The organism is Desulfocicer niacini (assembly GCF_054657595.1).
The window spans coordinates 109,138-135,237 of sequence record NZ_BAAHYK010000006.1; the positions used below are offsets into that span (position 1 = coordinate 109,138).

A 26,100-nucleotide genomic window follows, 5' to 3' on the forward strand; every position below is an offset into this window, starting at 1 on the left:
GGCACTCCTAAACATTGATGATGGCGTCAGGAGCTCTTTTTCTTATTCCGAGGCATGGCGTTTTTAAGAAAAATTTCCGCCGTTTTATCACGATTGGCATTATACTGGCAGATACCGAAATTCAGCTGAAGCTGTCGCACATCCATCCCCATACCGGACAAATCCGTTAAAAGATTTTTTTTCACCCTCACAATGGCCTCTCTTGAGCCTTCCAGGGCTGTGTGGGTTAATAAAAATGCAAAATTGGCCTGGTTCCACCGGGCCACCACATCGGTTTTACGCATACTTCTTAAAATAGATGTCTGCACGGCCTTAATCAGAATTTTGAGCTGTTCGGTGTCCATGTCCTTTGTGATGGCGGCAAAATTAACAAACAGCAGAGTAAAAAGCGTAATGACATAATTATGGCGTGTGGCATTTTCCATTTCTCGGGCCAGAACTTCCATGAAAAAGGTAATGGAATACCCCCGGGTTGTAATATCAATTAAAGACAGCTCCTGATTCATCCGAAAAAAAATCTTTTTTTCTATACCCCCCCGGGCAAGATCCAGGGCCACGTGAAAAATGGATTTTTCTTCCCGATTATAGCCTTCCAGATGAATATTCTCAAATGCCAAGGCCGTCTGTACCGGCCCCTGGGCCTCACCGATGTGAAGATACACATCTTCATTTTCATCGGATGCCGGACCGGAAATTTCGGATTCAAGGAAAATATCAACCACCATTTCAGGATCAATGTAAACATCCTGACGACGCTTTAACTGATCAAGGATCAAGGATTTAATCTCAGTGGCGCGGTTACCCCCTGTGGTTCCGTTTCTGCAGAAATAAAAGTCGATGTGATCCTCATAAATCAGCAGCGCAGATCCTGAGGAAAAGGGATAAAGGGAATTAATGATGGCAAACAGAGAAGAAATTAATTCTCCGGGAGTACTGGAAATGGTATCCACCATATTAATCTCTTTTAAAATATTAAGGCGTAGCAGATCTTGCTCAAGAATATTGCTAGCAAGCCCCAGAATCGACTGATCACTCATTTCAGGGATAATACTTGCAGAGGTAACGGGTCTAGAACGCTTGGCAGTCGCCGACACCAGGGAACCTATGGCACTCTCCAAAACTCCCGATCCAAGAGGCAGATCAAGAAACAGGTCTCCTCCGCACACCTTGCTCCAATAATGATCCACGGGACTTGCCCCCATCCCAAAATGAATAATCGGTGTATTACGGGTTACGAGATCATATTTCAACAATCTTGCACACTGATATCCGTTCATACGAGCAAGCGATACATCAATAAGAATTACATCTGGATTTTTCAAAATTGCCCGTCGGACCAGGTCAATACCATTGGCACAGGTAAGGCACCGAATCCCTTTTTTTTCCAGCAGCGTCAAAAGAGATCCATCAATTTCAGTTGAATCTTCTCCAAGTAGTACCATTATTTTTTGAGTCATATAATTCATTCCCTTATCAGGGCAAACAAAATGAGAAAAAGGCAAACACAGCCGAATACAGTTCTCCTGTAATTCAAAAAAACTGCATCCTTAAATTAAGGGGGCTTGGTAATAAAATCTGTCACTTTGGGGTGGGGCCAGGCAATTATAATGAATGGCCGATGTTATGGCCAATCCCAATCAAAGTCTAGCAAGGCCCGACATACAGGTACTGGATTAAATCAGTATACAGAAAATTAATTTTCCGGCAAGTGCAATCATGGGAAGAAAAATAAGAAACATGCAACAAATCCCCCAAAGGTTCCGCAAAACAGGCATCAATGCATTTTCAGATGGCTTAGTCTGTCCGAAAAAATCAATTGATTCTTGACACTTGAAGAATAATGATTTAGAGTTTCATGTTTATGGCAGCAGGGAATCTACCCAAATTGGAGCCCCCTCCCTGCGGCAACACCATGATTAAACAAAAACGAAACATAAGGATTTACAGATGAAAAGAACCTTCCAGCCCAGCAGAATCAAACGTGCCAGAAAACATGGCTTCCTGAAAAGAATGTCCACCGCTGCCGGACGACGCATTGTTAACAGTAGAAGGGCCAAGGGCCGCAAAAAGCTGTCGGCCTGATAGAGAACACTTGACCATTGGGCAAGTATCTATTTACCAAAGACCAGCGGCTCCTGAAAAGAGCTCAATTTTTACTTTTATCCAGACATGGGAAAAGGATACAGACACGTTTCTTCTTGGCTAATTATGAGGCAAATGCCCTGGGAAGAAGTCGCATCGGGATAACTGTATCCAAAAAAGTGGGAAACGCGGTGGCGCGGAATAGAATCAAACGGCTGGTCAGAGAATTCTACAGACTAAACAGAGATTTTCTGCCGGGGAAATGGGATATCAATATTATTGCAAGAAAATATGCAGCCCATCTGACCAACCAACAGATTCCCAACGAACTTGACAGACTTTTTAAAAAAATTAAAGGCCCCTCTGAATGATCCAGCAGGCAATCCTATTCTTTATAAAAGTTTATCAATGCTTGATATCCCCCCTGACAGGACCGGTATGCCGTTTCTATCCGACATGTTCAGAATATGCGTTTGAGGCTGTCAAAAAGCATGGCAGCCTTAAAGGCAGCTTTCTTGCTGTAAAGCGGATACTCAAATGCCACCCTTTTCATCCGGGAGGGGTTGATCCTGTTCCCTGAAGACACGTATATTATGACCTCTTCCCCACTTTCCCTTTCATTCCAAAACACATACCATAATATTCATCACGCATCGCGGGAGACAAGATGGAAGAGCAAAAACGGTTATTCATTGCCATTATTCTTTCTATAGTTATTATCGTCGGCTGGAACACCCTCTTTGTTAGCAATGAAGAGGGGATTGATCCGTCGTCCGGCACCGTGCAGGAGACCGGGAAAACAACCGTTGCCCCCCTGACTGTAACATCACAGGCACCCTCCACCGAAACCGGGATTCAAAGCGGGCAAAGTGCTTTGGCAGCAATGGATGCCACTTTGAAGGAAAACGCCAGAACCCTGACAGTGGAAACCCCCCTATACAACATCGACATCTCTGAGTTCGGGGCAGCTGTAACAAGTTTTACCCTGAATGACTACCGGGAACGTGTTGAATCAGGCTCCCCTTTAAAACAGATAGTCCCCGCCAATCTTGCCACTGGCCTATTCTCCGTAAATCTTGAAGGCAAAAGTATTCCCGGGCTTGATACCGCTATTTTCACCGCCCAGACAGACACGTTGAAAAACCGGGTGGGCAGCGGGGAAAAAACCATGGTTTTTTCCTGGACATCTCCCCATGGTATCACAGTGGAAAAGGTATTCACATTTTCCGCTGATACCTATCTCATCAACATGGACGTCATCGTTAAGAATAGTTCTCCATTGCCGATGAAAGATGCACTGGAAATTATTCTCCCATATAGACAGAACAAAGACAAATCCAGCACAGATCGTTTCGGCGCCCATGGCCCCATGGGGCTTATCAACACCAAGCTTCAAGAAGTTGACATTGACGACCTTGCTGAAAAAGACACGTTTTCAGGTACCATTGAATGGATCGGCAACAGTGCCAGATATTTCATTACGGCCCTGGTACCGATGACCCCCACAGACGCAAAACTTAAACTTGCCCTGAATGGAGACATTGTCAACAGCACCTACATCCAGTCCATGGATCGCATTGATCCAGGGCAGCAGGCAAGCCTTGCCTTCCAGCTATACATGGGACCCAAAAGCCTTAAAATTCTCAGCGCCTACAACAACAACCTGAAGAAATCTATTAATTTCGGATGGTTTGACATCCTGGCCAAACCCTGCCTCATCGGCATGAATCTGATCCACGATATCATTCCCAATTACGGCATTGCCATCATTCTGCTCACCCTTCTGATTAAAATCATATTCTGGCCTCTTGGCAGCAAAAGCTACAAGTCCATGAGTGACATGAAACGGTTGCAGCCCCTGATGATGGAACTGCGAGAAAAATATAAGGATGACAAGCAGCGAATGAACCAGGAGGTGATGGGCCTTTACAAGACCTACAAGGTCAATCCCATGAGTGGTTGTCTTCCCATGATTGTTCAGATGCCCATTTTCTTTGCCCTTTATCGCATGCTGTACCAGGCCATTGAATTGCGCCATGCGCCCTTCATGGGATGGATTGTGGACCTTTCTGCCCCGGACCGTCTTTTTACCTTTGATCTTGCCATTCCATTTATGCAGGCACCCTATGGTATCCCGGTGCTCACCATCATCATGGGTGCGTCCATGTTTCTCCAGCAGAAGATGTCCCCCACCACCGGTGATCCCACCCAGGCCAAAATGATGATGCTGATGCCCATATTCATGACCGTTATTTTTGTGAATTTTCCTGCCGGACTTGTACTTTACTGGCTTGTTAATAACGTTCTCTCCATTGGCCAGCAATATTATATTCAAAAGAAATTTGCCTAACCCGGAGGTGTAATGAAACAGACCCAGGAATTTAATGGAAAAAATATTGACGCGGCCATTGAAAAGGCCTGCTCAGAATTAAATGTATCCAAAAAACAGCTGGTTTATGACGTAATTTCTTCTGGTTCCTCCGGAATTTTCGGCATAGTCGGGGTAAAGAAAGCCAGAATCCGGGTGACCCTGCCGGAAAAAAAAGCAGGTGCCTCTTCACCTGCCTCCGATGCTGGAGATGCAGATCTCCAGGGGATCATGTCCATTGTGGATGAGGCCTTTGCTGAAGATCCGCCGCCAGCACCGGAGCCTGTTGTACCTTCCGGAAAAAAATTCAAGGCCTCTGGAACCAAGAAAAAAACATCCAGAAAACCTGCGCCCAGGTCTGAAAAAGCAGCTGCTGCCTCCCCGACTCCACGGAAAAAACCGGCGCCGACCCCAGCCCCCAGGGCTAAACGCCCTGCCCCGAAGGTTCCGGCCCAGGCATCCCAAACGCTGCCGCCGGAAGCCGAGCCCGTGTCCATGGATCAGGCAAAACCGGAAAACGAAACACAGCACAAAAAGGAAAAGGGGTTTTCCGGAAAATCTGAAAAAGAACCGAAAATTTCACCCGTCGTCCCGAAAACCGATGCCACACCCGTGGTGAATAAGCAAAATCAAGGCCTTCTTGCCCAAGCCGAAGACAAACCTGTCATGGATGACCGGGATGAAGGTTTCCCCCCCAAGTACGTTGACGAAATTGCGGTGGATGTGTCTGAAACCGCCATGGAACTGGGCCGAAAAACTCTCCAGAAAATGGTGGATCTCATGACTTCTGATGCCACAGTGGTGGCCCTTCGGGACGAGGACAGGCTGCTTTTAAGGGTGGAAGGCGGTAACTCCGGGGTTCTCATCGGCAGAAGAGGACAGACCCTGGAAGCCATGCAGTTCCTCACCGATAAGATCATCAACCGCTACAGCGAATCCCGGGTACGCCTCAAGGTGGACATAGAAGGCTACATGGAAACTCGAAAGGAAAACCTTAGAACCCTGGCCCATAAAATGGCTGACAAGGCGCACAAAACAGGAAAACCTGCCACCATTAATCAAATGACGGCTCAAGACCGTCGCATTGTGCATCTGGCCTTGAAGGACGATGCCCGGGTGAGAACCCAGAGCATGGGAGACGGCTATTACAGAAGGCTGGTCATTTTCCCCAAAAAAAGGGGCTACAAAAAAAAAAGGAACACCCAAAAATAGTTCCATGATCCAAGATACCATTGCAGCCATTGCCACCCCCCCCGGAATGGGGGGGATCGGCATCATCCGCATTTCCGGCCCCCTGGCCCTGTCCGTCATATCCGGACTGTTCGGAACAACCCTTCAGGGCCCCATGGATTGCCACCAGCTGGAATCCCACCGGGTGCTCCACGGATATGTCTTCCACCCCCAAAACAAACTGCTCCTGGACGAGGTTCTTCTCATTCCCATGCGGGCTCCGAAGTCCTACACCCGGGAAGATGTGGTGGAAATTCATGCCCATGCCGGTCCCATGGTGATGCGTGCCATCCTGGAATGCCTTACCACCGCAGGTGCCCGCCTTGCAGAACCCGGGGAATTCACCAAACGTGCATTCTTAAACGGGCGCATAGATCTCACCCAGGCCGAGGCCATCTGCGACATCATATCCGCCAGATCCACAGCTTCCATGAAAATAGCGGCAAACCAGGCCACAGGGCAACTCAAAGATGCCATTAATGATGGCCGGGAACGCCTCCTTGGTATGTTGACCCTCATTGAGGCAGCCATTGATTTCCCGGATGAAGGCGCGGATCTCATCCTGGAAAGACCGTTTCTGGAACATATGGATGCGGTGATTGCCATCTGCGATGGAGGCATCCAGGCCTATGAAAACAGCCATTTTTTAAGGGATGGCATCAAACTTGTCATATGTGGTGCCCCCAATGTGGGAAAATCCAGCCTCATGAACTGTCTCCTGGAGTCCGAAAGATCCATTGTCACCGCCATACCGGGAACCACCCGGGATCTCATTGAAGAGGGGCTCAACATTGACGGAGTGCCCTTTGTGATTTCCGACACCGCAGGCATGCACGACACAACGGACCCGGTGGAGGAGATCGGCATTAAAAAGGCAAAGGAACGCATTGCCCTGTCAGACATTGTGCTTTTCATGAGAACCGCTGGGGAAGAAACAGATGTCCAGGCGCTCAACAGCATTTCTGACTCCCATGACAAGGTTCTTCTTGTATTTAACAAAATGGATCTCATGCCCCCGGGATTTACACCGCACCTGCCCCATGATTTATGCCACCTGCCCCATGTCCTGATATCCGCCCGCACCGGCATGGGAATTAACGATCTAAAAAAACAGATCCTGGAAATTTCAGCGGCGGACCGGATAGACCCCACCAGCGTGGTCCCCAACCTGAGGCATAAACTTGCCCTTGAAAAAACCAGGAACGCCCTTTACTGTGCCAGGCAGAATTTAAAACAGCACAAAGAGGAGGAAACCCTTGCCATTGACATCCGGATGGCAGCGACATCACTTGGAGAAATAACCGGAGATACCGCAGATATTGATATCCTGGACAGAATTTTCAGCCAATTCTGCATCGGGAAATAAAAGGATTAACTTTCATGGATTTTAAAGAACATTTTGCAAAGTATGAAGCACTGGTGTCCATTATTGACGGCATTTTTGAAAAGGTAAAATCTGAATATCCCAGGGAGGTGGCCTGCCGAGAAAAGTGCTGCGACTGCTGTTATGCCATTTTTGATATCCCCCTCATTGAAGCCATTTATCTCAATCAAAAATTCCGGGAAAAATTTTCAGGTAGGGAAAAAAGCGCTCTCATTGACCAGGCAGCCAAGGTTGACAGGGCATTGTTTAAGATGAAACGAGATGCCCATAAAGCGGTTCGAGCAGGCGGAGAAGAGCTGGAAGTGCTGGCCACCATGTCCCAGGAACGCATGCGCTGTCCGCTGTTAGGGGAAGACAATTTGTGTATTCTCTATGAATCAAGGCCCATCACCTGCAGAATTTATGGCATTCCCACGGCAACGGCGGGAAAAAGCCACATCTGCGGAAGCACCAACTTCGAGCAGGGGGGGAAGTACCCCACGGTAAACATGGACGCACTCTACGCCCAGCTCCAGCTGATATCAGCTGAACTCACCGCCGCTGTAAAGGCCGGAAACGTAAAAGTCTGTGAGATGCTCATACCGGTGTCCATGGCCTTGATCACTGATTTCAATGAAGAATTTTTTGGAATGAAAAAAAATGGATAACTTCACAGAAGAAGAGATAGCTGCCCGGAAAAAAGCTATTTTTGACGCCATGGGTAAACGGGGTCAGAAACAGATCATGAATAAAATTGGTTACGACAAATGGGACCCCATCCAGACCCCCAAAGACCCCATTGACATCCGAATGGACGGAACCAAACGCACCTCCCAGATGCTGATCAGCGAATTTCTACAGCAGAGCAGCCACGACGACTATTCCAACTCCTTTGCCCAGGGAGCCTTTGAAATGTGCCTCGGGATCATCAACAATGATGAAAAAATCAGGGGAATGTTTGAATTTTCCAACTGGTACAGTCAATTGCTTAAAAAAGAAGGGCAAACGCTTAAATAAGAGATTTCATTGAACATATTTTCACTTGCTGACTATATTCTGACCACGGTCACGGATGCTGAAACCCGGCTGACCCCCCAGGCACTGATCCGGCAGACCTGCCGGGAACGGGGGGACTCCCCCGGTGAGGTGAAATCCGCCATCCGAACTCTTTTCGACAAGGGTGACTTAAGCTATACCTATGTATTTGGTGCCACCTGCATTGAGCCGTCCTTTGCCAAGCCCGTTCGGATAACCGACCACTTTATCCTGTCACCACCGGGGTTTCCCGCCACCCAGGAAAAGGATACCTTTGAAATCCGCATCCGGCCGGGGATTTCGTTTGGGTCCGGACGACACCCCACCACACGGTTATGCCTCCGGGCCATGGAATATGCACTTATTGGAAACAACTTCCTGGCTCAGAATAAAGCCCCCTGCAGGGCCGTGGATGTGGGCACCGGTTCCGGAGTTCTGGCCATTGCCGCCGTCAAGGCAGGAATAAGCCACTGCCTTGCACTGGACAATGATCCCGTGGCCGCAGCCGAAGCTGAAAAAAATATTGCCTTCAATTCTTTAAGTGATCAGATAACGGTGTCCCGCCGGGAACTAACCCCGACCTCCACGGCATTTTCCCTGATATGTGCCAACCTGCGCTTTCCCACCCTGACATCCTTGTCAGAACTTTTCGACACCATCACCGAAAAAGGGGCTGTTCTGGTGTTTTCCGGTATTCGCCCAGAAGAGGTCGCCCCCCTGATGCAGACTTATAAATCAAGGGGGTTTAACCAAAACTGGCGGGCCGATGAAAAAAACTGGACCGGGTTGGTCCTTGTTAAATCATGACCCCGCCTCCCGCGGGAAAATGGAGCACTGGCCGAATATTTCCGAGATAAAAATCTATCGGTTTCCCCGTTTATAAGGTTCTCCCAGCTGGGCCGGAGCGCTTAATTTTCGCTTGTCCCCCAGGCCGATGAGAATCAAAATCAACAAAGTGGCTCCATAGGGCAGCATGGCCAGAAAATTGGGGGAGATGCCAAGGGGCTGCAGCAGATATTGAAGCACAAAAATACCGCCGAATAAAAAAGCACCACCAATGGCTTTGCCGGGATTCCACAGGGCAAAGATAGTCAAGGCAATGACGATCCAACCCCGGCCGGCGGTCATTCCCTCAATCCATGATTTACTGTAAGAAGTGGACAGATGAGCCCCGGCCATGGCGGAAAACCCGCCGCCGATCATCACACAAAAATACCGGATCAGGGTGACATTCACCCCCTGGGTTTCTGCGGCCCGGGGATGTTCCCCGGTGGCCCGCACCTTAATCCCCAGCCGGGTCCGCTCAAGAAAAAACCAGGCCACCAGGGCCAGTAAGACCGCCATGTAGAAAAAGGGAGTCTGTCGGAAAAACACCGCCCCCACAACAGGGATATCGCAAAGAAAAGGAATGGCCACATCATTCATTTTAACAGCCAGAGGTTTTCCCACATAGGCTTTACCAAGCATCCCGGATAATCCCAGGCCGATCATGGTAAGGGCAAGTCCCGATACCACCTGATTGGCCTGGAGGGTCACCGATGCAAAGGCATGGATAAGGGAAATCACCATGCCCACGCCAATAGCGGCCATGAGTCCCAGCCAGGGATTGCCCGTGGTGTAGGTCACAATAAAGGCCACCACGGCCCCCAGGGACATAACCCCCTCCACGCCCAGATTCAATATCCCGGATCGTTCGCAGATCACCTCACCCACCGTGCCCAGAAGCAGGGGTGTTCCCGCCACCATGGTGCGCTGGAGAACTGAAATCATTACATCATCCATACAAATTCCTATATTTTATCTAACATTCAGCCGCTGTATTTCGGTGAAATGTCAGTTTGTTTTTGATGAAGAAATCCCCCATGATGAGAAACACCAGAAGGGTTCCGTTGACAATTTGAACCGTGGCCGCCGGCAACCCCAGAGACATCTGAATGGCATCCCCACCCACCAGGATACCTGCAAAAAACACCCCGGATACAATGGCATAAAGGGGATTGAGCTTGGCAAGCCAGGCCACAATAATGGCCGTAAATCCATACCCTGATGAGATGGCCGAAGGATACCCGAGATAGTGATGGATACCGGCCACTTCCCCCACCCCTGCAAGACCGGCAAGACCGCCGCTGATGAGCATGATCACCATGCTGGTTTTAAAAAAATTAATGCCGGCATAGCGCCCGGCTTCAGGGTTTTCTCCGATCACACGCACCTCATAGCCGAACCGGCTGCGATAAACAATGATGGTTAAGATCACAACACAGATAATGGCAAGGGCCAGGGTTACATAATGAATTCTTGAGCCGGGAAGCACCCCCAGGATTGCGGCATCGGGCAAATTATCCGTGCCGGGAAATCCAAATCGGGTCTTTCCCTTCCAGGGCCCTACAATGAGAAGGGTAAGAAATTCAGCACAGATATAATTCAGCATCAGAGTGGAAATAACCTCATTGATGGCAAATTTTATCTTGAGAAATGCCGGGATCAACCCGCACAATGCTCCCCCCAGGAAACCTGCGGTAAACATCAGGGGTACAATGAGAAAAGGTGGCAGGTACGCCCCCCATGCCAGTCCCACCCATGCACCGCAGACGGCTCCCATGAGCAGCTGTCCTTCAGCCCCGATATTCCAGAATTTGGCCCGAAAAGCCAGGGTAAGCCCCCCCCCGATGAGCACCAGGGGAATGGCCTTGGTCACTGTCTCTTTAAAACCGTACATGGAGCCGAACGAACCCATGAAAATCTTTGAAATGGCAAAAAAAGGATTCACCCCGCACACCATAAAAATGATGCCCACGGCCACCAAGGCCGCCAGCAGGGAGAGGATATTGGTCACAAGGGACTGAATCGGGGTAATGCGATCCCGGTCACTTACTTTAATTCTAAGCATAATATCTTAATCCAGAACCGTCCAGGGGATTTGTCTGGGGCCTTGCCACACAAGACAAACTTACTGGAACAGTGGTTAAAATCGTAGAGAACCCGCCATCATCAATCCGATGTCCGAGGCTCGTTTATCATCCGCCGAATCCAGGATTCCGGTGAATTCTCCCTGGAACATCACAGCGATGCGGTCACAAAGTTCAAAAATTTCTTCCAGATCCTCGGAAAACAAGAGCACTGCCCCTCCTTCCTTACGGCGTTTGAGCAGCTGCTCCCTCAGATATTCCGTGGCACCCACATCCAGTCCGTAAGTGGGATGGGAGGCCACCAGAAGTGCCGGGGCCTCACTGATCTCACGTCCAAGTATCAATTTTTGAATATTTCCGCCGGAAAGATTTTTTATTTCCACATCAATGGAGGGAGTTGCCACCCGGTAATCGTCCACCAGAGAGCTTGTGTGCTGCTTAATGCGATCATATTCCAGAAATATGTTTCTGGAGAATTTTTTGAGATGATGCTGCTTTAAGATGGCATTGTCGTAGAGGTATAGTCCGGGGGCAATGCCAAATTTTATGCGTTCTTCGGGTACATGACTCACCCCGCTGTCATAGATGCGCCGTGGGCACATATTGGTAATGTCCATCCCCTGGGAAAACACCTTGCCCGAAGTAACCTGGCGTATGCCGGTGATGGCTTCTGCCAGTTCCCGCTGCCCATTGCCGGACACCCCGGCCACCCCGAAAATCTCATTGCGATGGATGTCAAAGGAAACATCTTTCACACAGGGAAGGCCCTTGTCACCCAGCACATGAAGATGTTGAACACTAAGTACCTTTTCCCCGGCGGCGATCTTTTCTCTATGCACATTAAAAAGCACATCTCTACCGATCATCATGCGGGCAAGGGACTGTTTGTCCATACCTTTGGTATCGGCATTGCCCACAATTTTTCCCTTCTGAAGCACCGTTACCCGGTCACATACATCCATGATTTCATCGAGTTTATGGCTGATGAGGATCACCATGTGCCCCTGGGCCTTCATGTCCTTTAAAATGCGAAACAGCTCTTCAATTTCCTGGGGGGTCAGCACAGAAGTTGGTTCATCCAGTATCAAGAGATCAGCACCGTTTAAAAGTGCCTTGATGATCTCCACCCGCTGCTGCTCCCCTGCGGAAAGTTGCCAGACTTTTTTTGTGGGATCAATGGTGAAATTAAATTTTTCCGCAAAGGCCACCACCTGGTCCCGGATACGGATCTTTGGGAAAAAAAAGGGGGTATTTTTATATCCCAGGGCAATGTTTTCAATCACCGAATGATTCTGCACAAGCATGAAGTGCTGATGCACCATGCCGATGCCATGGGCAATGGAGGAGGTGGGAGAATCAATTTTAACCGGCTTTCCATTGATTATGATATCCCCCCCGTCGGGCTGGTACAGCCCATAAAGGATATTCATCAATGTTGTTTTACCGGCACCGTTCTCTCCCAGAAGCCCCAGAATTTCTCCTGACTTCACCTTAAGATGGATTTCCTGGTTGGCGGGGACGCCTTGAAATGACTTTGAAATATCCCGCATTTCAAGCGTATCTATTTTTTTCATATATCTCCTGAAACAGCAGGGATTGGTTCTAATTTCGGCCACCCTGGACAGTTTACCCAAAAAGGTAGGACCGAATGGCCTGTGGTACGGATGATTCCGGGTAGATACAACCACCCTGTGCTTTCACCCGGCACCTGCCACCCGGTCCTTTTTTTCAACACGACACCATGGGTGCCCGGAAACAGCGGGGACTGACCCTTCCGGTTCCGGGCACCAGCACAGCATGGTTATTGGGGAACAGAGCCCTTGACATTGTCCACATAGTACATCATGCCAAGAAGATCTTCCTTGGAAGCACGCTCGCCTTCCTTTACCTTAACAGCACCGGTATTATCCACAATGGGGCCGTTAAAAGGATCAAAAATATCCACGCCTTCCTTCATCTGGGCGTACCGTTTAACCACAAGATCATACACGGACAGTTTTCCCAGATCCGGGGGATTTACCTCTAGTTTTTTCAGATCGTCCACGAATTTGGGGTTGATGATCTCATCCTCACTACCACCGAGGAGGGCAGCACCTTCGGCCGCGAGCCACCACATGTCTTCATTGGTCCAGGTACCGTCATAAACGTCCTGAAGAATTTTTGCATACATGCCGCTCCAATTCATGAGTTGGCCGGAAACCACCGAATCTTTTCCATAGGGCTGCATGGGACTGTAATGGCTGAAAGTGTAAATTTGTTCGCCTTTTTCACTGTGATCCTGGCCAACCTCAATTACAGCGGGAGTATCTTCGGTGAAGGCAATGGCATCACAGCCGGAAGCAATGAGGGATTCTGTGGCTTCCTTGGCCTTGTCCGGCCCATACCATGCGTAGATCCAACGCACATCCACCTTTGCAGCAGGATTGACGGCCTTGACTCCCAAGGCAAAGGCATTGATGTGACGAACCACCTCGGGAATGGGAAAGGCCCCCACGTACCCCACTTTGTCGCTTTTGGTCAACGCACCGGCCATGAGTCCGTTGAGATAATACATCTGATAGAGATCCCCGAAATAGGTGCCCACATTGTCACCTCTTTTAAAACCGGAACAATGCATGAAAATCTTATCGGGATATTTTTTCCCGGCCGCCACGGTGTCATCCATGTACCCGAAACTTGTGGTAAACACCACGTCACACTTCTGCTCCTGAATAAAACGATCTATGATTCGGGCAGAATCCGATTCAGGCACGGATTCAATGTAAACGGTTTCAAGCCAGGGAAATTTATTCTGCACAAACTGCCTTCCCTGGTCATGACCATAGGAAAATCCATAATCTCCCACCGGCCCCACATAAATAAAACCGGCTTTTATTTTCTTGTCCGCGGCAAAGGCGCTTCCCGCCGCAAAAATCAGACAAAGACAGAATAACAGTATCCGTCGGGTCAAATCCATATCATGCTCCTGTTGTTGAAGTAAACCTTCCAATTATCGGGGCAATACACCCATGTATCCCCCTGCTGTTTATATAAATTTGGGTATTTTACGATATTTTTTCCAATGCCGTCAACCATTATGATCCAAAAAAAACAGCCTGAAATATTCTGCGACCAATGTAAGGCTTTCATATGCAGAAATCGGCCATGGGTATTCATATTTTCAGGGTCAGTAACTACATGAACACATATTGTGTAAAGGCCCACATTTTCTCCCATGGCTAAAAATTTTATCGACAGATGTCCCGTTTTGTGCTTATTTAATTGATTTGTATTAAATTAATCCCCCCCACACAAAATTGAATGAGGAGAGAATGGAAAGCGCAATCAACATCCTTAAAAAAAGTGAACTCTTCAGTAATCTTGCAGAAAATGACCTCGCCACGCTCAGGGAAGTCATGGAAACAAGGACTGTGCAGGCCGGAGAAACCCTTACAAGCCAGGGCGACACAGCCACCTTCTTTTTTGTGCTGCACACAGGAACCATCCTTGTTGCATTGCAAGATGGAAAATCGGCTGTCATGAAAAAGCCAGGGGATTTCATCGGCCTGGAGCTGTTATCATCAAAGGGGATATACATCGCCACCCTCACTGCCCTGACTTCCTGTGAAATTGCCGTAATCCCCAGGGATGCCTTCCTGACCTTCATCCAGGAGGATTCACCGGCGGCGGAGATGTTCATGCAGTCCTGGAGCAGACATCACACCCTTATGTATCCCTTTATTACAGAACAAAATCTTCCCGACGAGGATTACCACTATTAACATGGAGGCAAATGTGTACGGTTTAAACGCGATCAATGCACACAATGGATGGGCCATCTCCGTTGTGGGCGTAACCATTGTATTTACGGGTCTGGTGATGCTATCCATGGCCATCGCACAGATTCACAAACTGCTGGATCTGTGGGAAAACAGGAATGAATTGCCCCTGTTCCGAAAAAAAGAACCCGTCATGAGCCAACCCCAGATTCAGCTCACCGCCGGACAGAAGGAAAGCGCACGACAATTCAAGCTTCTGGCCGAAACCCTAAATGAACATTTCTCCCTGCCACGCCTGTTAAGCCTGGCCCGGGTCAGTGGCATTGATCATCCCCATACGACCCTTGCAGTTCTCCTTGAAACAAATATCATTGTGGATGATACCCAGGGCTATCATATCTGGGACATTTCTCAATTTAAGACCCTGGTTTCATAACAAACCCTAACTATCCACGCAGAGGCACACGCTATGGAGCACCTATTTGTAGATTTTTTTCAAAATACCGGTTTTTATCTTTGCGACTACCGCAACATTGTCATGATCCTTGTGGGCATGACGTTTATATACCTTGGCATTGCCAAGCATTACGAACCCCTTTTACTGGTTCCCATCGGATTTGGCATGCTCATGGGTAACATCCCTGTATTTCAGGGGCTGGGGTTGGGGATTTATGAAGACAACAGTGTCCTTCACTATCTCTATTTCGGGGTTACCCAGGGGATTTATCCCCCCCTGATCTTCCTTGGCATCGGGGCCATGACCGATTTTTCAACGTTGCTGGCCCGGCCGGTGCTGATGCTTCTGGGCGCCGCAGCCCAGGCAGGTATTTTTATCACATTCCTTGGAGCGCTGGCACTGGGATTTGCCCCCAATGAAGCGGCATCCATAGGCATCATCGGGGGTGCCGACGGCCCCACGGCGATCTTTCTCACCGCCAAACTGGCCCCCACACTCATCGGCCCCATTGCCGTAGCTGCGTACTCTTACATGGCCCTGGTACCGGTGATACAGCCCCCCATCATGAAGCTGCTCACCACACGAAAAGAACGTCTCATCCGCATGGAAGAGCCCCGGGAAGTCTCCAAAAGAGAAAAAATGCTTTTCCCCATTGCTGCTTTTCTGCTGTGCTGCTTTTTGGCACCCGCTGCCCTGCCCCTACTTGGCATGCTGTGCTTTGGTAATCTCCTGAAAGAAGCCGTGGTAACCGAACGTCTGGCAGTTGCAGCAAGAAATGCCATCATTGATTCCGTCACCATCCTGCTTGGCGTCACCGTGGGTGCCAGCACCCAGGGCAATGTGTTTCTCACCAGCCAGTCCGTGGGCATATTTGTGCTTGGTGCGCTCTCCTTCTGCGTTGCCACAGCCTGCGGTCTGATGTTTGCCAAATTCATGAACCTGTTCTTAAAAAGCAAAATCAACCCACTCCTGGGGGCTGCCGGTGTCTCCGCAGTCCCCGATTCGGCAAGGGTGGTACAGATCGTGGGTCAGAAGGAAGATCCCACCAATTTTCTTCTGATGCATGCCATGGCACCCAACATATCCGGCGTCATCGGCTCCGCCGTGGCAGCCGGTGTTCTTTGGAGTTTCATGTCATAGGCAAGAAGCCAACTCTTAAGCTTTTTTTCTGTGGGCAGGCCCGGATCAGAATGCGGCCCGCCCGTGGCGTTTTTTTAACATAACGGGCATGTCCTGGCGGACACAACGAACAATGGGTCGTAGACGCGAAGCCAAATGGCATTATGCCGCCCCTCCCCCGACGGGCAATGGTCCCGACCGGAACTGTAGCCAGCTCGATTGTCCGATTCCTATTGCCCATCGGGGGAGGGGCTCGGCTGAGGTAGACTTGAAAGCGACCTTTTCATATAACATACATGGCAGTAAGCACCTGCCACAACGAAAATTGAAACTCTCATTATTACAGCATTTTGGACGGAGTTTCATATAAAAAAATTACATACGTCGGCATAATCCACCAAAGACCTGAGCATCAAGATTCAAGGAGTTTTATCCATGCTGAAAACACACATTGAAGACAAGATCCTCATTGCCCAACTGGCAGGCGGAAAAACCAGTGCCATGGATCTGCAGACCCTAAGAGACCTTCTAGAGGCCGTGGATCAGGTAAACACCAAAGCTGAAATCAAGGGAATGATCCTCACCGGGCAAAACCGCTTTTTTTCCACCGGCTTTGATCTGAACACCTTCATCGCCTTTGAAACCCTGGAAGAAGCAGGAGGGTTCATTGCTCTGGCAGATCAGGTATTTTTTAAGATATTCAGCTGTGCCAAACCCGTTGTATGCGCCATGAACGGTCATGCCGTTGCCGGCGGCCTGCTCATCGGCATGGCATCAGATTACCGACTTTTGTCCAACCATCCCAAAACCAGGGTGGGCATGTCGGAAATCAACATTGGGGTGCCGTTATCAGCGGTGCAGACCGCTGTCATGAGATTCGGTCTTGATACCGATATAACCTACCGGGATCTTATTTATTTTGGTGAACTCATGGGCCCAGAAGATGCCCTGAAAAAGAAAATAGTTGATGAACTCCTCCCCCCGGAGGCACTCATGGACCGGGCAAAAATAATTGTTTCGTCATGGATGGATACCCCGGGAACCCCCTTCATACGATTAAAGCAGGAGTTCCGACGGGATGCGGCCGTGGACATGGAAAAAAAGCTGTTGGACAAAGAACGGTATCAGAAACTTGATTTCTTCCTGAATAAGCAAGTCAAGGCAACCCTTATAAAAGTCCAGGCATCCATGGCATAAAGAGGTCTTGGTCACAGCATGTCCCCCCGGGGCCACTTTGGGATGGGGTATTTAAAACGGCTCAATCCCAGACAAACATACCCTAAAAAAAGAAAACGCCGCTCCATCGTTCAATGGACACGGCGTTTTGCTTTTGACTTTTTGTGTTTACGTGGCATAGTGATCACATCAACCTGTCATCATAATTGAGTAACCGGTCTTGTGAACAGGCCCTGCGTTTTATCCCACAGGGGGAATATATGTGGCACAGGCATCTGCAGACTCCCAGGCCGATACCCGGGACACCCTCACGGTATCATCAAGTTTATCTGCTTCCAGACAGGCCTGTAGCCTTCCGGCAATGTAGATGGCTATCTGCTCCGATGAAGGCTGAATCTTTTTGAAGGCATCCAGTTCATTAAGAAACTTGTGATCCACGTCCTTCATGATGGCCCGTACATGTTTTTTGATATCCCCAAAATCCACCAGTACACCGGCGGCATTGAGATTTTCTCCCGTTACATACACCTCCACAATCCAGTTGTGTCCATGAAGGTTCTCACACTTTTCCCCCACCATGGTAAGCTGGTGAGCGGCGGCAAAATCGGTTTTCACCTTTAATTCAAACATCTATATCTCCCCTGGATGAACACTGCATCCATATAACCCACATGGCAGCAAATCCCTGCCAAAGCGAAGGTTGAAACTCCCATAATTACAAACTTTTAAACGGAGTTTCACATCAACATGCATGGCAGTAAGCACCTGCCACAACAAATTATGAAAAAGTAGTTGCTGTTAACACCCAGCACCTAACCTGAACAAGCCAAAACCAAAAAGAGTTTCTGATTCTCTTGCCAAAATAACACGAAACTCAGACATCAGCATCTAAGAGCCCACCACCTGCTTTTTCATATAAAAATATTCATGTCTGCCTGCCGACACAATGAATAATGAAAACGGAATGGTGCCAGCCCTTCACATGCCCTTGAAAAGTCGTTTCAACTTATTTGATATCTTATCTGAATCCAGTTTATCAAATTCACGCAGGAGTTTTTCCTGTTTTTTGGACAATCGGGTGGGGGTCTTGATATCCACCTGGATAATCTGATCGCCACGTCTGCCGGATCTCAGGGAGGGAATGCCCTCTCCTTTGAAGCGGAAAGTTTCTCCATACTGGGTCCCCTTGGGAATTTTCAGCTCTTTTTCACTTTCAAGGGTAGGGATGGTAATTTCATCGCCCAAAGCCGCCTGGACAAAAGATATATCCACAAGACAGATAATATTTGTGCCGTCTCGTTTAAACAGCTTGTGGGGTTTGACGCTGACAAACACGTAAAGATCCCCGGAAGGCCCACCTGAAGCACTACTTTCGCCTTCACCGGTCAAGCGCAACTTGGCCCCGGTATCCACACCGGCAGGCACCTTGACCGACACTTTTTTGGAAATTTCCATGCGGCCACTGCCCACGCATTTGGGACAGGGATGAGGAATGGACTTGCCTTTGCCCCGGCAATAGGGGCAGGTGGTTTTTACCTTGAAAAAGCCCTGACTCTGGATAAACTGCCCGGTGCCATTACAATGACTGCAGGTTTCAGGGGAGGTCCCCTCCTTGCACCCACTGCCCCCGCACGCATCACAATTATCGAGCTTTTTAACGTCAATGATTTTCTCAACGCCAAAGGCAGCTTCCATAAAGTCAAGGGTCATATCATAGCGAAGATCCGCGCCCCGCTGCACCCGGGGACCACCACGCCCCCCCCGGCCTCCACCGAAACCAAAAAAATCCTCAAAAACATCTCCAAAACTGGAAAAGACGTCCTCAAAACCGCCACCACTCGATGCACCTGCACCTTCAAGCCCCTGATGCCCGAATTGATCATAAATCTGACGTTTCTGATCATCTGAAAGCACCCCGTATGCCTCAGAGGCTTCTTTAAATTTCTCTTCGGCGGCTTTATCTCCGGGGTTTTTATCCGGATGAAATTTTATGGCAAGTTTTCGATACTTAGACTTGAGTTCATCCTTTGAGGCATCTCTGGAAGCCCCCAGAATTTCATAATAATCACGTTTATCTAACATATATTCCCTGTCTCAGCTGCTCAAATTAACGGGCGTTATAACACCCCCGGCTGCTTTGGGGGCAAGACCATTTTTCGTTATTGCACGGCTGTTGATCCTGTGCTTTGTATAAACCTAATCTTGTCAAAAGCACACCGACACAAAACGGCTCACTGGTCGGCCCATTGCCCCCGGGCCACCGATGTTGATATTATACCCAAATTAACGCATGGGAATCTCAAGAGATTCTCACCATGCCTGCAACGGTACGTATAATGATTGATAAATTAAATCGATTGTGTTACTCGATGATCCAGTTTTTTTATTTTAATACTGCCCGGGAAGGATCATAAGAAGCAAGCACCTTAGCCTTTTTCATGTACTTCAGGAAAAGTGTGTCACAGCATATCCCAGCCAGTCCCGGATCTATTCCCAATAAACATTTAAAACTAAAACATAAATCTGGAATGTCAACAATGAGTATGGAACTTGATTTTATTAAAGGAATGTTTGACAGCATTGCACCCAAATATGATTTTTTAAACCGGTGTCTGAGCCTTCGTCAGGACGTCATGTGGCGCCGGCATATGGTTAAAGCAGCGCAAATACCCGATGGCGGGGTGGTACTGGATGTCGCCTGTGGTACCTGTGATGTGGCATTGGAAATCAAAAGGCAGAAAGGAAGCCGTGTATCTGTCTTGGGCACGGACTTTTCCCCGGGTATGCTGTTTCTGGGAAAACAAAAAATCATGTCCTGTTACGGCTCCATGAAAATAGGGCTGACCGCCGGCAATGCCCTTGCCCTGCCCTTCAAAGACAACAGCGTTGATGCTGTCCTCATTGCCTTTGGCATTCGGAACATCATGGACCGGCAACGAGCTCTGATCTCATTTCACCGGGCACTTAAAAAAAACGGGAAGGTGGTCATCCTGGAACTTTCCGCCCCGGAACAAGGGGGAATCAGAAGGCTGTATCTCACCTATTTTGAAAAGATACTGCCATTGATCGGCGGGCTGTTTTCAAAAAACAAAAATGCCTACCATTATCTTCCGGCATCGGTATTAAGGTTCCCGGATGCCCCCACCTTTGCCGGCACCATGAAATCTGCGGGATTCAGCGATATTAAATGGAAACAGATGACTCTGGGTATTGTCACCCTGTTTGTGGGAACCAGATAAAAAAGGACTGTTAGATCCCAGGTCGGCCCGGATAATATGTGCCACAATTAAATTCTATAAACGGGAACGCGTCTTTTTTCTGCTGCTAACCCCCAGAAGAAGGCCCACCACAAGGACACCGGCACCGCTTAAAAACCACTTAATATCTTCCTTGTTCAAACGACTTTCCAGCAGAACCACCCTTTCTTTCTGCCGGGTAAATGCCTGGGTCATCTCTTCATGGGCTGTCTCCAGGGCAAGAAAATCCGCAGATTTCTGCTTTAATTCATTGTAGGCATTTTCAATGAATTCAAGTTTTTTCCGGGTGGCTTCAACATCTTTATTCTCTTCCTTGATTTTTTCTACCTGGGCTGTCAGTGCCCTGTTTTTTGCCTCCAGCTCTTCCACCTGACGTTTCATGGGCACTTCCCGGGTGATGAACCGGGTCAAGACCCATCCATCCTGCCCATCTGCGTTACGCACCCGGGTCCAGTCCCTGCCTTTTTCAAGGATTTGCAGGCTGTCCCCGGTGGCCACCATGGCAAGAATCTTATGTTTGGTACCCGGACCGGTTCTCAAGGTGATTTTCATCACCCCTCCCACATAAACGGTTTCTGCCAAGGCACTGCCCGCAAAAAGAACAAGGCTCAATACAAGTGCCAGGAAACCATTTTTTGCAAACCTCGTCATCCATATCCTCCATTTTTTTTGACCTGTGCGGTTAATTTTAGGATTGGTCATAACATTGGCCACCCGTCACAAGTGGCGGACCAATGGGGTCAGGTTTGTGAGCAACCCCTTAATTTTGCATGGGAGAAGCCTGTACAACCCATCCCACGCCCATATCACCGAGAAATCTACACAGTGGCAGCTGCCACTGCTGTTTCCCCCAGATGAAACGCATGGAGGTTCATCTCCACAAAGGCTTTTTTGGTGCGAAGTGCAATGGCTTTTTCAATACTTTCCCGGGACAATGCCAGGGCTCCGGAGGCAATCAATGCTCCCAGAAGCACAATGTTCATGGTCATGGGGCTTCCAGCCTGCCGTGCCAGGGCCAGGGCATCAATGGCGATAAGCTCTGCCACCCGCCCTCGCACCAGGGACATCATATCATCCACATCGGGATAGACCCCCTGGCCGATGGCCACCGTAAAGGGTCTAAGGGGGGCCGTGTTGGTGATCACCCGGGTTCTGGCATTGCAGCGCCCCATGGCCCGAACCACCTCGGAGGGCTCAAATCCCAGGAGGATATCCGCCTCTCCGTCTGAAATAATCGTACTCTGGGCATCTCCGAACACGATGGCAGACTCCACCACACCTCCCCGCTGGGCCATGCCGTGTATTTCGCTCATACGCACCGGCACCCCATCAAGGAGGGCCGCCTCTCCCAACACCTTTGATGCCAGGAGATTTCCCTGGCCACCAACGGCAACTACAATCAATCTCGTGGTTTCCATATCTTTGTTTATCCTAATTTTTTTTCAAGGGCATGATGGCATTTTCAGGACAGATTTGGGCACACACCGCACAACCCACACAGGTATCGGCATCGATGTGCACCCGTCCACCGTCCAGGTAAAAGGAAGGACAGGCAATATCATTGATGCAGTCCCGGTGATCCAGGCATTTGTCCGTCACGGTAAAAGCACGGGGTTTCAAAAGTTTTAAACCTTTGGCGTGCAGAGCACAGGGCTCCTGGGAAATAATCACGGACACGCCTTTAAAGGCCAGCGCCTCCCTGATGGCTTCAATGCTTTTTTTCACTTTAAAGGGTTTTATCAGGGTCACATGGCCCACGCCCAGGGATCTCACCAGTTTTTCAATGGAAATGGGAGTGTAGCCCGGAAAATTCATCTGATCCATATCCACCCCGGGGTTGGGCTGATGTCCGGTCATGGCGGTGATGCCGTTGTCCAGAATTACCAGGGTGAAATTATGATTGTTGAACACGGCATTCACAAGCCCGGTGATACCGGAATGGAAAAAAGTGGAATCCCCGATAAAGGCCACCACTTTTTTGTTCGTGGCCCGGGAGAATCCGCAGGCACTGCTCACAGAGGCCCCCATGCAGAGGACAAAGTCCCCCATGGAAAGGGGCGGCAGAAAACCCAGGGTATAACACCCTATATCCGATGGAAACATGGCATCCATACCCTTGGCTGCTTTTTTAACCTCGTAAAAGGTAGCCCGGTGGGAACAGCCGGAACACAGATTGGGGGGACGCTGGGGAATATCGGGCAGGCCCACTGTATCAACGGATACGGCCGGTAAATCCTCAATTCCAAAGAAACGCGCCATGCCGGTACGTACCATGGCAGGATCAAACTCGGAAAGTCTTGAAAAAAGATCGTCTGTTTTTCCCTGGATGGAAAGGGTCTGTCCGGCTTCCTGGGCCAGGGCTTTGACAGCCTCCTCCATGAACGGCTCCCCCTCTTCTATCACAAGCACCTTATGGCAGTCTTTGATAAAATCCTTGATCTTCGTTGCCGGCATGGGATTGGAAAAACCTATTCGCAATATTTTCACCTGGTCTTCAAGACCCAGATCCCTGACAGCATCACTGGCATAAAGATAGCTCACACCATTACAGATCACCCCAAGGCGACCTTCCCCAGTGATAAAATTGTAGTCAGACGTATCGGAAAGCGCCGCTGCCTTTTGCAGATTCTCCAGCAGTTTTACATGGAGTTTTCTGGACACCGCAGGCACCGTGACATATCCCATGGGGTTGGGTATAAATGTACCGGTGGGCACGGTTTTTTTCATATCTTTAAAGGTAACAAAGGCGCTGGAATGATTGATGCGCGTGGTGGTGCGAAGCAGCACCGGTTCTCCAAGGGCTTCAGACAGCTCAAAGGCTGCCCGGGTCATTTCCTTTGCCTCCTCCACGGAAGAAGGTTCCAGAACCGGGAGACCAGCAAGCTTGCCGTAATAGCGATTATCCTGTTCATTCTGGCTGGAAAACATGGCTGGATCATCGGCGGTGAGTATTACTAGGCCTGCGGTGACGCCGATATACGCCAGAGTCACCAGGGGATCCGCCGCCACATTAAGCCCCACATGCTTCATCATACACATGGTTCTAACCCCTGAATTGGCAGCAGCTGCCGCAACTTCCAGGGCCACTTTTTCATTGGTGCTGTATTCAAAGTAGAGATCTGTTTCCCGGGAAATCTGGAACAAATTCAGCGACAATTCGGATGAAGGGGTGCCAGGATAGGTGGTGGCAAAACCCACCCCGGCCTCAACAGCCCCCCGGGCAATGGCTTCATTGCCCAGGAGCAGCACCGCCTCATCGGTTTTTTCACTCAAAAGCTTATGCATATTGTTTACTTCCTCAACGATTTTTTAGTAAATACTCAAATGCGGTAATGATCTGCGGTATGTGCAATCCTAAGTCTTAGTCTTGACTATGCACTACCATACATTTTTTCAGCATGGGCAAGGGAGGAGGCATACCCCCTGAACCCCTCAATATCTTCACATGATTGAACAGAGCTGGAGGCAAAAAAGCCTTCTACCATGGTCTTTTCTCCATGCCGGATCAGCCCCATAAAAAGGACAGGTATTAAACAAATCCCCCCAGCACCGGTTTCCACGGCATACAAAGAAGGCACATCTCCCTGATACACGGCATAAAGGGGCTGCTGGGCCGGCATGATCTGCACAATTTCAGGATGATGATGGTGGTGGTGATGGTCATGGCTGTGGTCGCTGCAACTATTACACATAATAGACTCCTCAAAATTAATGGTGGCCAAAGGTGCAGTTAAGCCCTTACATATCTCGGTTCAATACAGCCTTGCCCACCATCCCAGATGATGTATTTTGCACGGTCATCTTCATCCCTGGACTGACCGACGCTCCCTGCATTGATAATATATCTGCACGCTTTGTCAAGGAATAGAATTTTTTTTCCCATGTAAAATCGGGTGATGACAGTGTTTTTCATTTCCACAATTCCCAAAAGATGTGTGTGCCCCACAAAGGAAATTTCCTGGTCAAGCAATGCCATGATTCGAGCCAGACGTTGATCCGATGTCCGGGACAGATACCCCATGACAGAATCCGGGGGAAGTCCATGTACAAACCGAGCGCCCCTTTCAACCAGAAAAAAAGGCAGGCTGGTAATGAAATCAACATCCCCCCGGGACAACAGGGCTTGTGTTTGCTGGATGGCCTTAAGCGCCACCCCCCGGAATCGCTGTCGATAATCCAGATCCAGCAGGGCCAGTTCATGGTTTCCCAGAGTGGATGAAATCCCCTTGTCTTGCAACAAAGCTATCACTCCGCAGGGATCGGGACCGTATCCGATATTGTCTCCCAGGGAAACAATACGGTCAACATGGTTTTTTTCCATGTCTTCCAGCACACGACAAAGGGCATTATAATTGCTGTGCACATCAGAAATGACGGCAATCCTCACCGCCGAAACTCCAAAACATCAGAACGATTGAACTCATAGGTAGTATTGCAGTTATGACATCGTATTTCCAGTGGAAAGGGTCCATTTTCAAGGATATCATCAATATCCTTGGCCGGAAGCCGGGAAAGATAGCCCCGCATGCGATCCTCTGTGCACCGGCAAAAGAATTCCACCCGATGATTGCCAAGAAAGATGGGCATCATATTTTCAAAATGCCCCATTATCAGTTTCTGTACATCCGCACCGTCGGCAAAGGCCTCTCCCAGGGATGGCAGGCCCGACACCACACTTTCAACTTCGGCAATCACTGTATCTCCGGCACCGGGCATGGCCTGAAGAAAAAGACCACCGGCACCGGTCATCATACCCTTGGAATCAAAGTGTACGCTGAGGTTAAAAGCGGTGGGGGTCTGTTCTGACTGGAGGAAATAATTAGCCAGATCCTGGGCCAGAGTGCCAAACTCCATCATCACCTGCCCGGAATATGGCTTTCCGGCGTCTTCAAGGTATTTGGTCACCGTAAGAAAGCCGGCGCCAAAAAGTGCGGAAATTCCGGCATCGGCAGAAAGATCCTCCAGGGGAAAAACGTTGTTTTTCAGGCAGCCCCGCACCTCACCAAATACGTTGGACTCCACATCCAGTCCCTTCACTGGGCCGGAACACTGGATATGGATACTGATCCGGTCCTTGGATTTAAGATTGGCCGTGAGCAAGGCCGCCGCAATATAAGCCTGTCCCAGTACCAGGGTCTCCAGGCCCCCAAGCTCATGGTTGGCCTGCATCTCTTTGACCATCCGGGTGCCGTTGACCACGGCCCCTCTTATCATTCCGTCGGCCATCATGAAACGGTGAAGCCGATCATTTGCAGCTGCTTTGAGCTGGGCCTTTACATCACCGTTGAACACATCTTTTTTTATCATAGGTGTATTTATCCAAAATTTATCGTTTTTCCAGGGGAT

27 protein-coding genes are annotated in these 26,100 nt (G+C 49.2%); 14 read left to right on the plus strand and 13 right to left on the minus strand.

Features of this window, described 5'->3' with window-relative positions:
- Nucleotides 1-26: 26 nt before the first annotated feature.
- Nucleotides 27-1,457: a diguanylate cyclase domain-containing protein gene (locus tag ACYQ2M_RS04575; RefSeq protein ID WP_459915141.1), complete on the minus strand. Its 1,431-nt coding sequence runs from the start codon at nt 1,455-1,457 to the stop codon at nt 27-29.
- Nucleotides 1,458-1,947: 490 nt separating this feature from the next.
- Between ACYQ2M_RS04575 and rpmH the strand changes: the two genes are divergently transcribed.
- The 9 genes from rpmH (at nt 1,948) to ACYQ2M_RS04620 (ending at nt 8,885) form a co-directional block, all read left to right on the plus strand.
- The gene (gene rpmH, locus ACYQ2M_RS04580; protein WP_459915142.1) at nt 1,948-2,082 is read left to right on the plus strand and encodes a 50S ribosomal protein L34; all 135 of its coding nucleotides are present in this window, start codon (nt 1,948-1,950) and stop codon (nt 2,080-2,082) included.
- Between the two features lie 17 nt (nt 2,083-2,099).
- Nucleotides 2,100-2,453: a ribonuclease P protein component gene (rnpA, locus tag ACYQ2M_RS04585; RefSeq protein WP_459915143.1), complete on the plus strand. Its 354-nt coding sequence runs from the start codon at nt 2,100-2,102 to the stop codon at nt 2,451-2,453.
- On the plus strand, nt 2,450-2,662 hold the full coding sequence (yidD, locus tag ACYQ2M_RS04590; RefSeq protein WP_459915144.1) for a membrane protein insertion efficiency factor YidD: 213 nt from the start codon (nt 2,450-2,452) through the stop codon (nt 2,660-2,662). The genes rnpA and yidD overlap by 4 nt, the downstream gene beginning before the upstream one ends.
- An 87-nt stretch (nt 2,663-2,749) precedes the next feature.
- Complete coding sequence (yidC, locus tag ACYQ2M_RS04595) at nt 2,750-4,432, plus strand: membrane protein insertase YidC (protein ID WP_459915145.1); 1,683 nt, start codon at nt 2,750-2,752, stop codon at nt 4,430-4,432.
- Nucleotides 4,433-4,444: 12 nt separating this feature from the next.
- Nucleotides 4,445-5,662, plus strand: a complete 1,218-nt coding sequence (gene jag / locus ACYQ2M_RS04600; RefSeq protein ID WP_459915146.1) for an RNA-binding cell elongation regulator Jag/EloR — start codon at nt 4,445-4,447, stop codon at nt 5,660-5,662.
- 4 nt (nt 5,663-5,666) lie between these two features.
- Nucleotides 5,667-7,046 (plus strand): tRNA uridine-5-carboxymethylaminomethyl(34) synthesis GTPase MnmE, encoded by a 1,380-nt coding sequence (mnmE, locus tag ACYQ2M_RS04605; protein ID WP_459915147.1) that lies wholly within the window; start codon nt 5,667-5,669, stop codon nt 7,044-7,046.
- Nucleotides 7,047-7,060: 14 nt separating this feature from the next.
- Nucleotides 7,061-7,711 (plus strand): YkgJ family cysteine cluster protein, encoded by a 651-nt coding sequence (locus ACYQ2M_RS04610; protein WP_459915148.1) that lies wholly within the window; start codon nt 7,061-7,063, stop codon nt 7,709-7,711.
- A complete protein-coding gene (locus ACYQ2M_RS04615) occupies nt 7,704-8,060 on the plus strand; it encodes a hypothetical protein (protein ID WP_459915149.1) in 357 nt (118 codons plus the stop codon). Before ACYQ2M_RS04610 ends, ACYQ2M_RS04615 begins: the two co-directional genes overlap by 8 nt.
- A gap of 9 nt (nt 8,061-8,069) precedes the next feature.
- Complete coding sequence (locus ACYQ2M_RS04620) at nt 8,070-8,885, plus strand: 50S ribosomal protein L11 methyltransferase (protein WP_459915150.1); 816 nt, start codon at nt 8,070-8,072, stop codon at nt 8,883-8,885.
- 54 nt (nt 8,886-8,939) lie between these two features.
- Here ACYQ2M_RS04620 and ACYQ2M_RS04625 read toward each other — a convergent pair whose 3' ends face one another.
- The 4 genes from ACYQ2M_RS04625 to ACYQ2M_RS04640 form a co-directional block, all read right to left on the minus strand.
- Nucleotides 8,940-9,860, minus strand: a complete 921-nt coding sequence (locus tag ACYQ2M_RS04625) for an ABC transporter permease (protein ID WP_459915151.1) — start codon at nt 9,858-9,860, stop codon at nt 8,940-8,942.
- 19 nt (nt 9,861-9,879) lie between these two features.
- Nucleotides 9,880-10,968 (minus strand): ABC transporter permease, encoded by a 1,089-nt coding sequence (locus ACYQ2M_RS04630; RefSeq protein WP_459915152.1) that lies wholly within the window; start codon nt 10,966-10,968, stop codon nt 9,880-9,882.
- 75 nt (nt 10,969-11,043) lie between these two features.
- Entirely contained in the window at nt 11,044-12,561 is a 1,518-nt protein-coding gene (locus ACYQ2M_RS04635) for an ABC transporter ATP-binding protein (RefSeq protein ID WP_459915153.1), read from the minus strand.
- 227 nt (nt 12,562-12,788) lie between these two features.
- Nucleotides 12,789-13,943 carry a BMP family ABC transporter substrate-binding protein gene (locus tag ACYQ2M_RS04640; RefSeq protein WP_459915154.1) on the minus strand — a complete coding sequence of 385 codons (1,155 nt, stop codon included), beginning with the start codon at nt 13,941-13,943 and terminating at the stop codon, nt 12,789-12,791.
- Nucleotides 13,944-14,298: 355 nt separating this feature from the next.
- Between ACYQ2M_RS04640 and ACYQ2M_RS04645 the strand changes: the two genes are divergently transcribed.
- The 4 genes from ACYQ2M_RS04645 (at nt 14,299) to ACYQ2M_RS04660 (ending at nt 17,518) form a co-directional block, all read left to right on the plus strand.
- The gene (locus ACYQ2M_RS04645) at nt 14,299-14,748 is read left to right on the plus strand and encodes a cyclic nucleotide-binding domain-containing protein (protein WP_459915155.1); all 450 of its coding nucleotides are present in this window, start codon (nt 14,299-14,301) and stop codon (nt 14,746-14,748) included.
- Nucleotides 14,749-14,761: 13 nt separating this feature from the next.
- Nucleotides 14,762-15,181 (plus strand): OadG family protein, encoded by a 420-nt coding sequence (locus tag ACYQ2M_RS04650; protein ID WP_459915156.1) that lies wholly within the window; start codon nt 14,762-14,764, stop codon nt 15,179-15,181.
- Nucleotides 15,182-15,214: 33 nt separating this feature from the next.
- On the plus strand, nt 15,215-16,342 hold the full coding sequence (locus ACYQ2M_RS04655) for a sodium ion-translocating decarboxylase subunit beta (RefSeq protein WP_459915157.1): 1,128 nt from the start codon (nt 15,215-15,217) through the stop codon (nt 16,340-16,342).
- A gap of 414 nt (nt 16,343-16,756) precedes the next feature.
- Nucleotides 16,757-17,518: an enoyl-CoA hydratase/isomerase family protein gene (locus ACYQ2M_RS04660; protein WP_459915158.1), complete on the plus strand. Its 762-nt coding sequence runs from the start codon at nt 16,757-16,759 to the stop codon at nt 17,516-17,518.
- Between the two features lie 219 nt (nt 17,519-17,737).
- Here ACYQ2M_RS04660 and queD read toward each other — a convergent pair whose 3' ends face one another.
- Nucleotides 17,738-18,127 (minus strand): 6-carboxytetrahydropterin synthase QueD, encoded by a 390-nt coding sequence (queD, locus tag ACYQ2M_RS04665; protein ID WP_459915159.1) that lies wholly within the window; start codon nt 18,125-18,127, stop codon nt 17,738-17,740.
- A 348-nt stretch (nt 18,128-18,475) separates the two neighbouring features.
- Nucleotides 18,476-19,579, minus strand: a complete 1,104-nt coding sequence (dnaJ, locus tag ACYQ2M_RS04670; protein WP_459915160.1) for a molecular chaperone DnaJ — start codon at nt 19,577-19,579, stop codon at nt 18,476-18,478.
- 455 nt (nt 19,580-20,034) lie between these two features.
- Here dnaJ and ubiE point away from each other — a divergent pair, with 455 nt between their 5' ends.
- Nucleotides 20,035-20,736: a bifunctional demethylmenaquinone methyltransferase/2-methoxy-6-polyprenyl-1,4-benzoquinol methylase UbiE gene (gene ubiE / locus ACYQ2M_RS04675; protein WP_459915161.1), complete on the plus strand. Its 702-nt coding sequence runs from the start codon at nt 20,035-20,037 to the stop codon at nt 20,734-20,736.
- Nucleotides 20,737-20,790: 54 nt separating this feature from the next.
- On the opposite strand, the gene ACYQ2M_RS04680 is transcribed toward ubiE, so the two are convergent.
- The 6 genes from ACYQ2M_RS04680 to ACYQ2M_RS04705 all read right to left on the minus strand — a co-directional run bounded on the left by ACYQ2M_RS04680 (nt 20,791) and on the right by ACYQ2M_RS04705 (nt 26,061).
- Entirely contained in the window at nt 20,791-21,405 is a 615-nt protein-coding gene (locus ACYQ2M_RS04680) for a TIGR04211 family SH3 domain-containing protein (protein WP_459915162.1), read from the minus strand.
- Between the two features lie 167 nt (nt 21,406-21,572).
- A complete protein-coding gene (locus ACYQ2M_RS04685; RefSeq protein WP_459915163.1) occupies nt 21,573-22,172 on the minus strand; it encodes an indolepyruvate oxidoreductase subunit beta in 600 nt (199 codons plus the stop codon).
- Between the two features lie 13 nt (nt 22,173-22,185).
- Nucleotides 22,186-24,039, minus strand: coding sequence for an indolepyruvate ferredoxin oxidoreductase subunit alpha (gene iorA / locus ACYQ2M_RS04690; protein WP_459915164.1), 1,854 nt, complete (start codon nt 24,037-24,039; stop codon nt 22,186-22,188).
- 86 nt (nt 24,040-24,125) lie between these two features.
- The gene (locus ACYQ2M_RS04695) at nt 24,126-24,446 is read right to left on the minus strand and encodes a hypothetical protein (RefSeq protein WP_459915165.1); all 321 of its coding nucleotides are present in this window, start codon (nt 24,444-24,446) and stop codon (nt 24,126-24,128) included.
- 38 nt (nt 24,447-24,484) lie between these two features.
- Complete coding sequence (locus tag ACYQ2M_RS04700; protein WP_459915166.1) at nt 24,485-25,141, minus strand: metallophosphoesterase family protein; 657 nt, start codon at nt 25,139-25,141, stop codon at nt 24,485-24,487.
- Entirely contained in the window at nt 25,138-26,061 is a 924-nt protein-coding gene (locus ACYQ2M_RS04705) for an Hsp33 family molecular chaperone HslO (protein ID WP_459915167.1), read from the minus strand. Before ACYQ2M_RS04705 ends, ACYQ2M_RS04700 begins: the two co-directional genes overlap by 4 nt.
- Nucleotides 26,062-26,100: the final 39 nt, after the last annotated feature.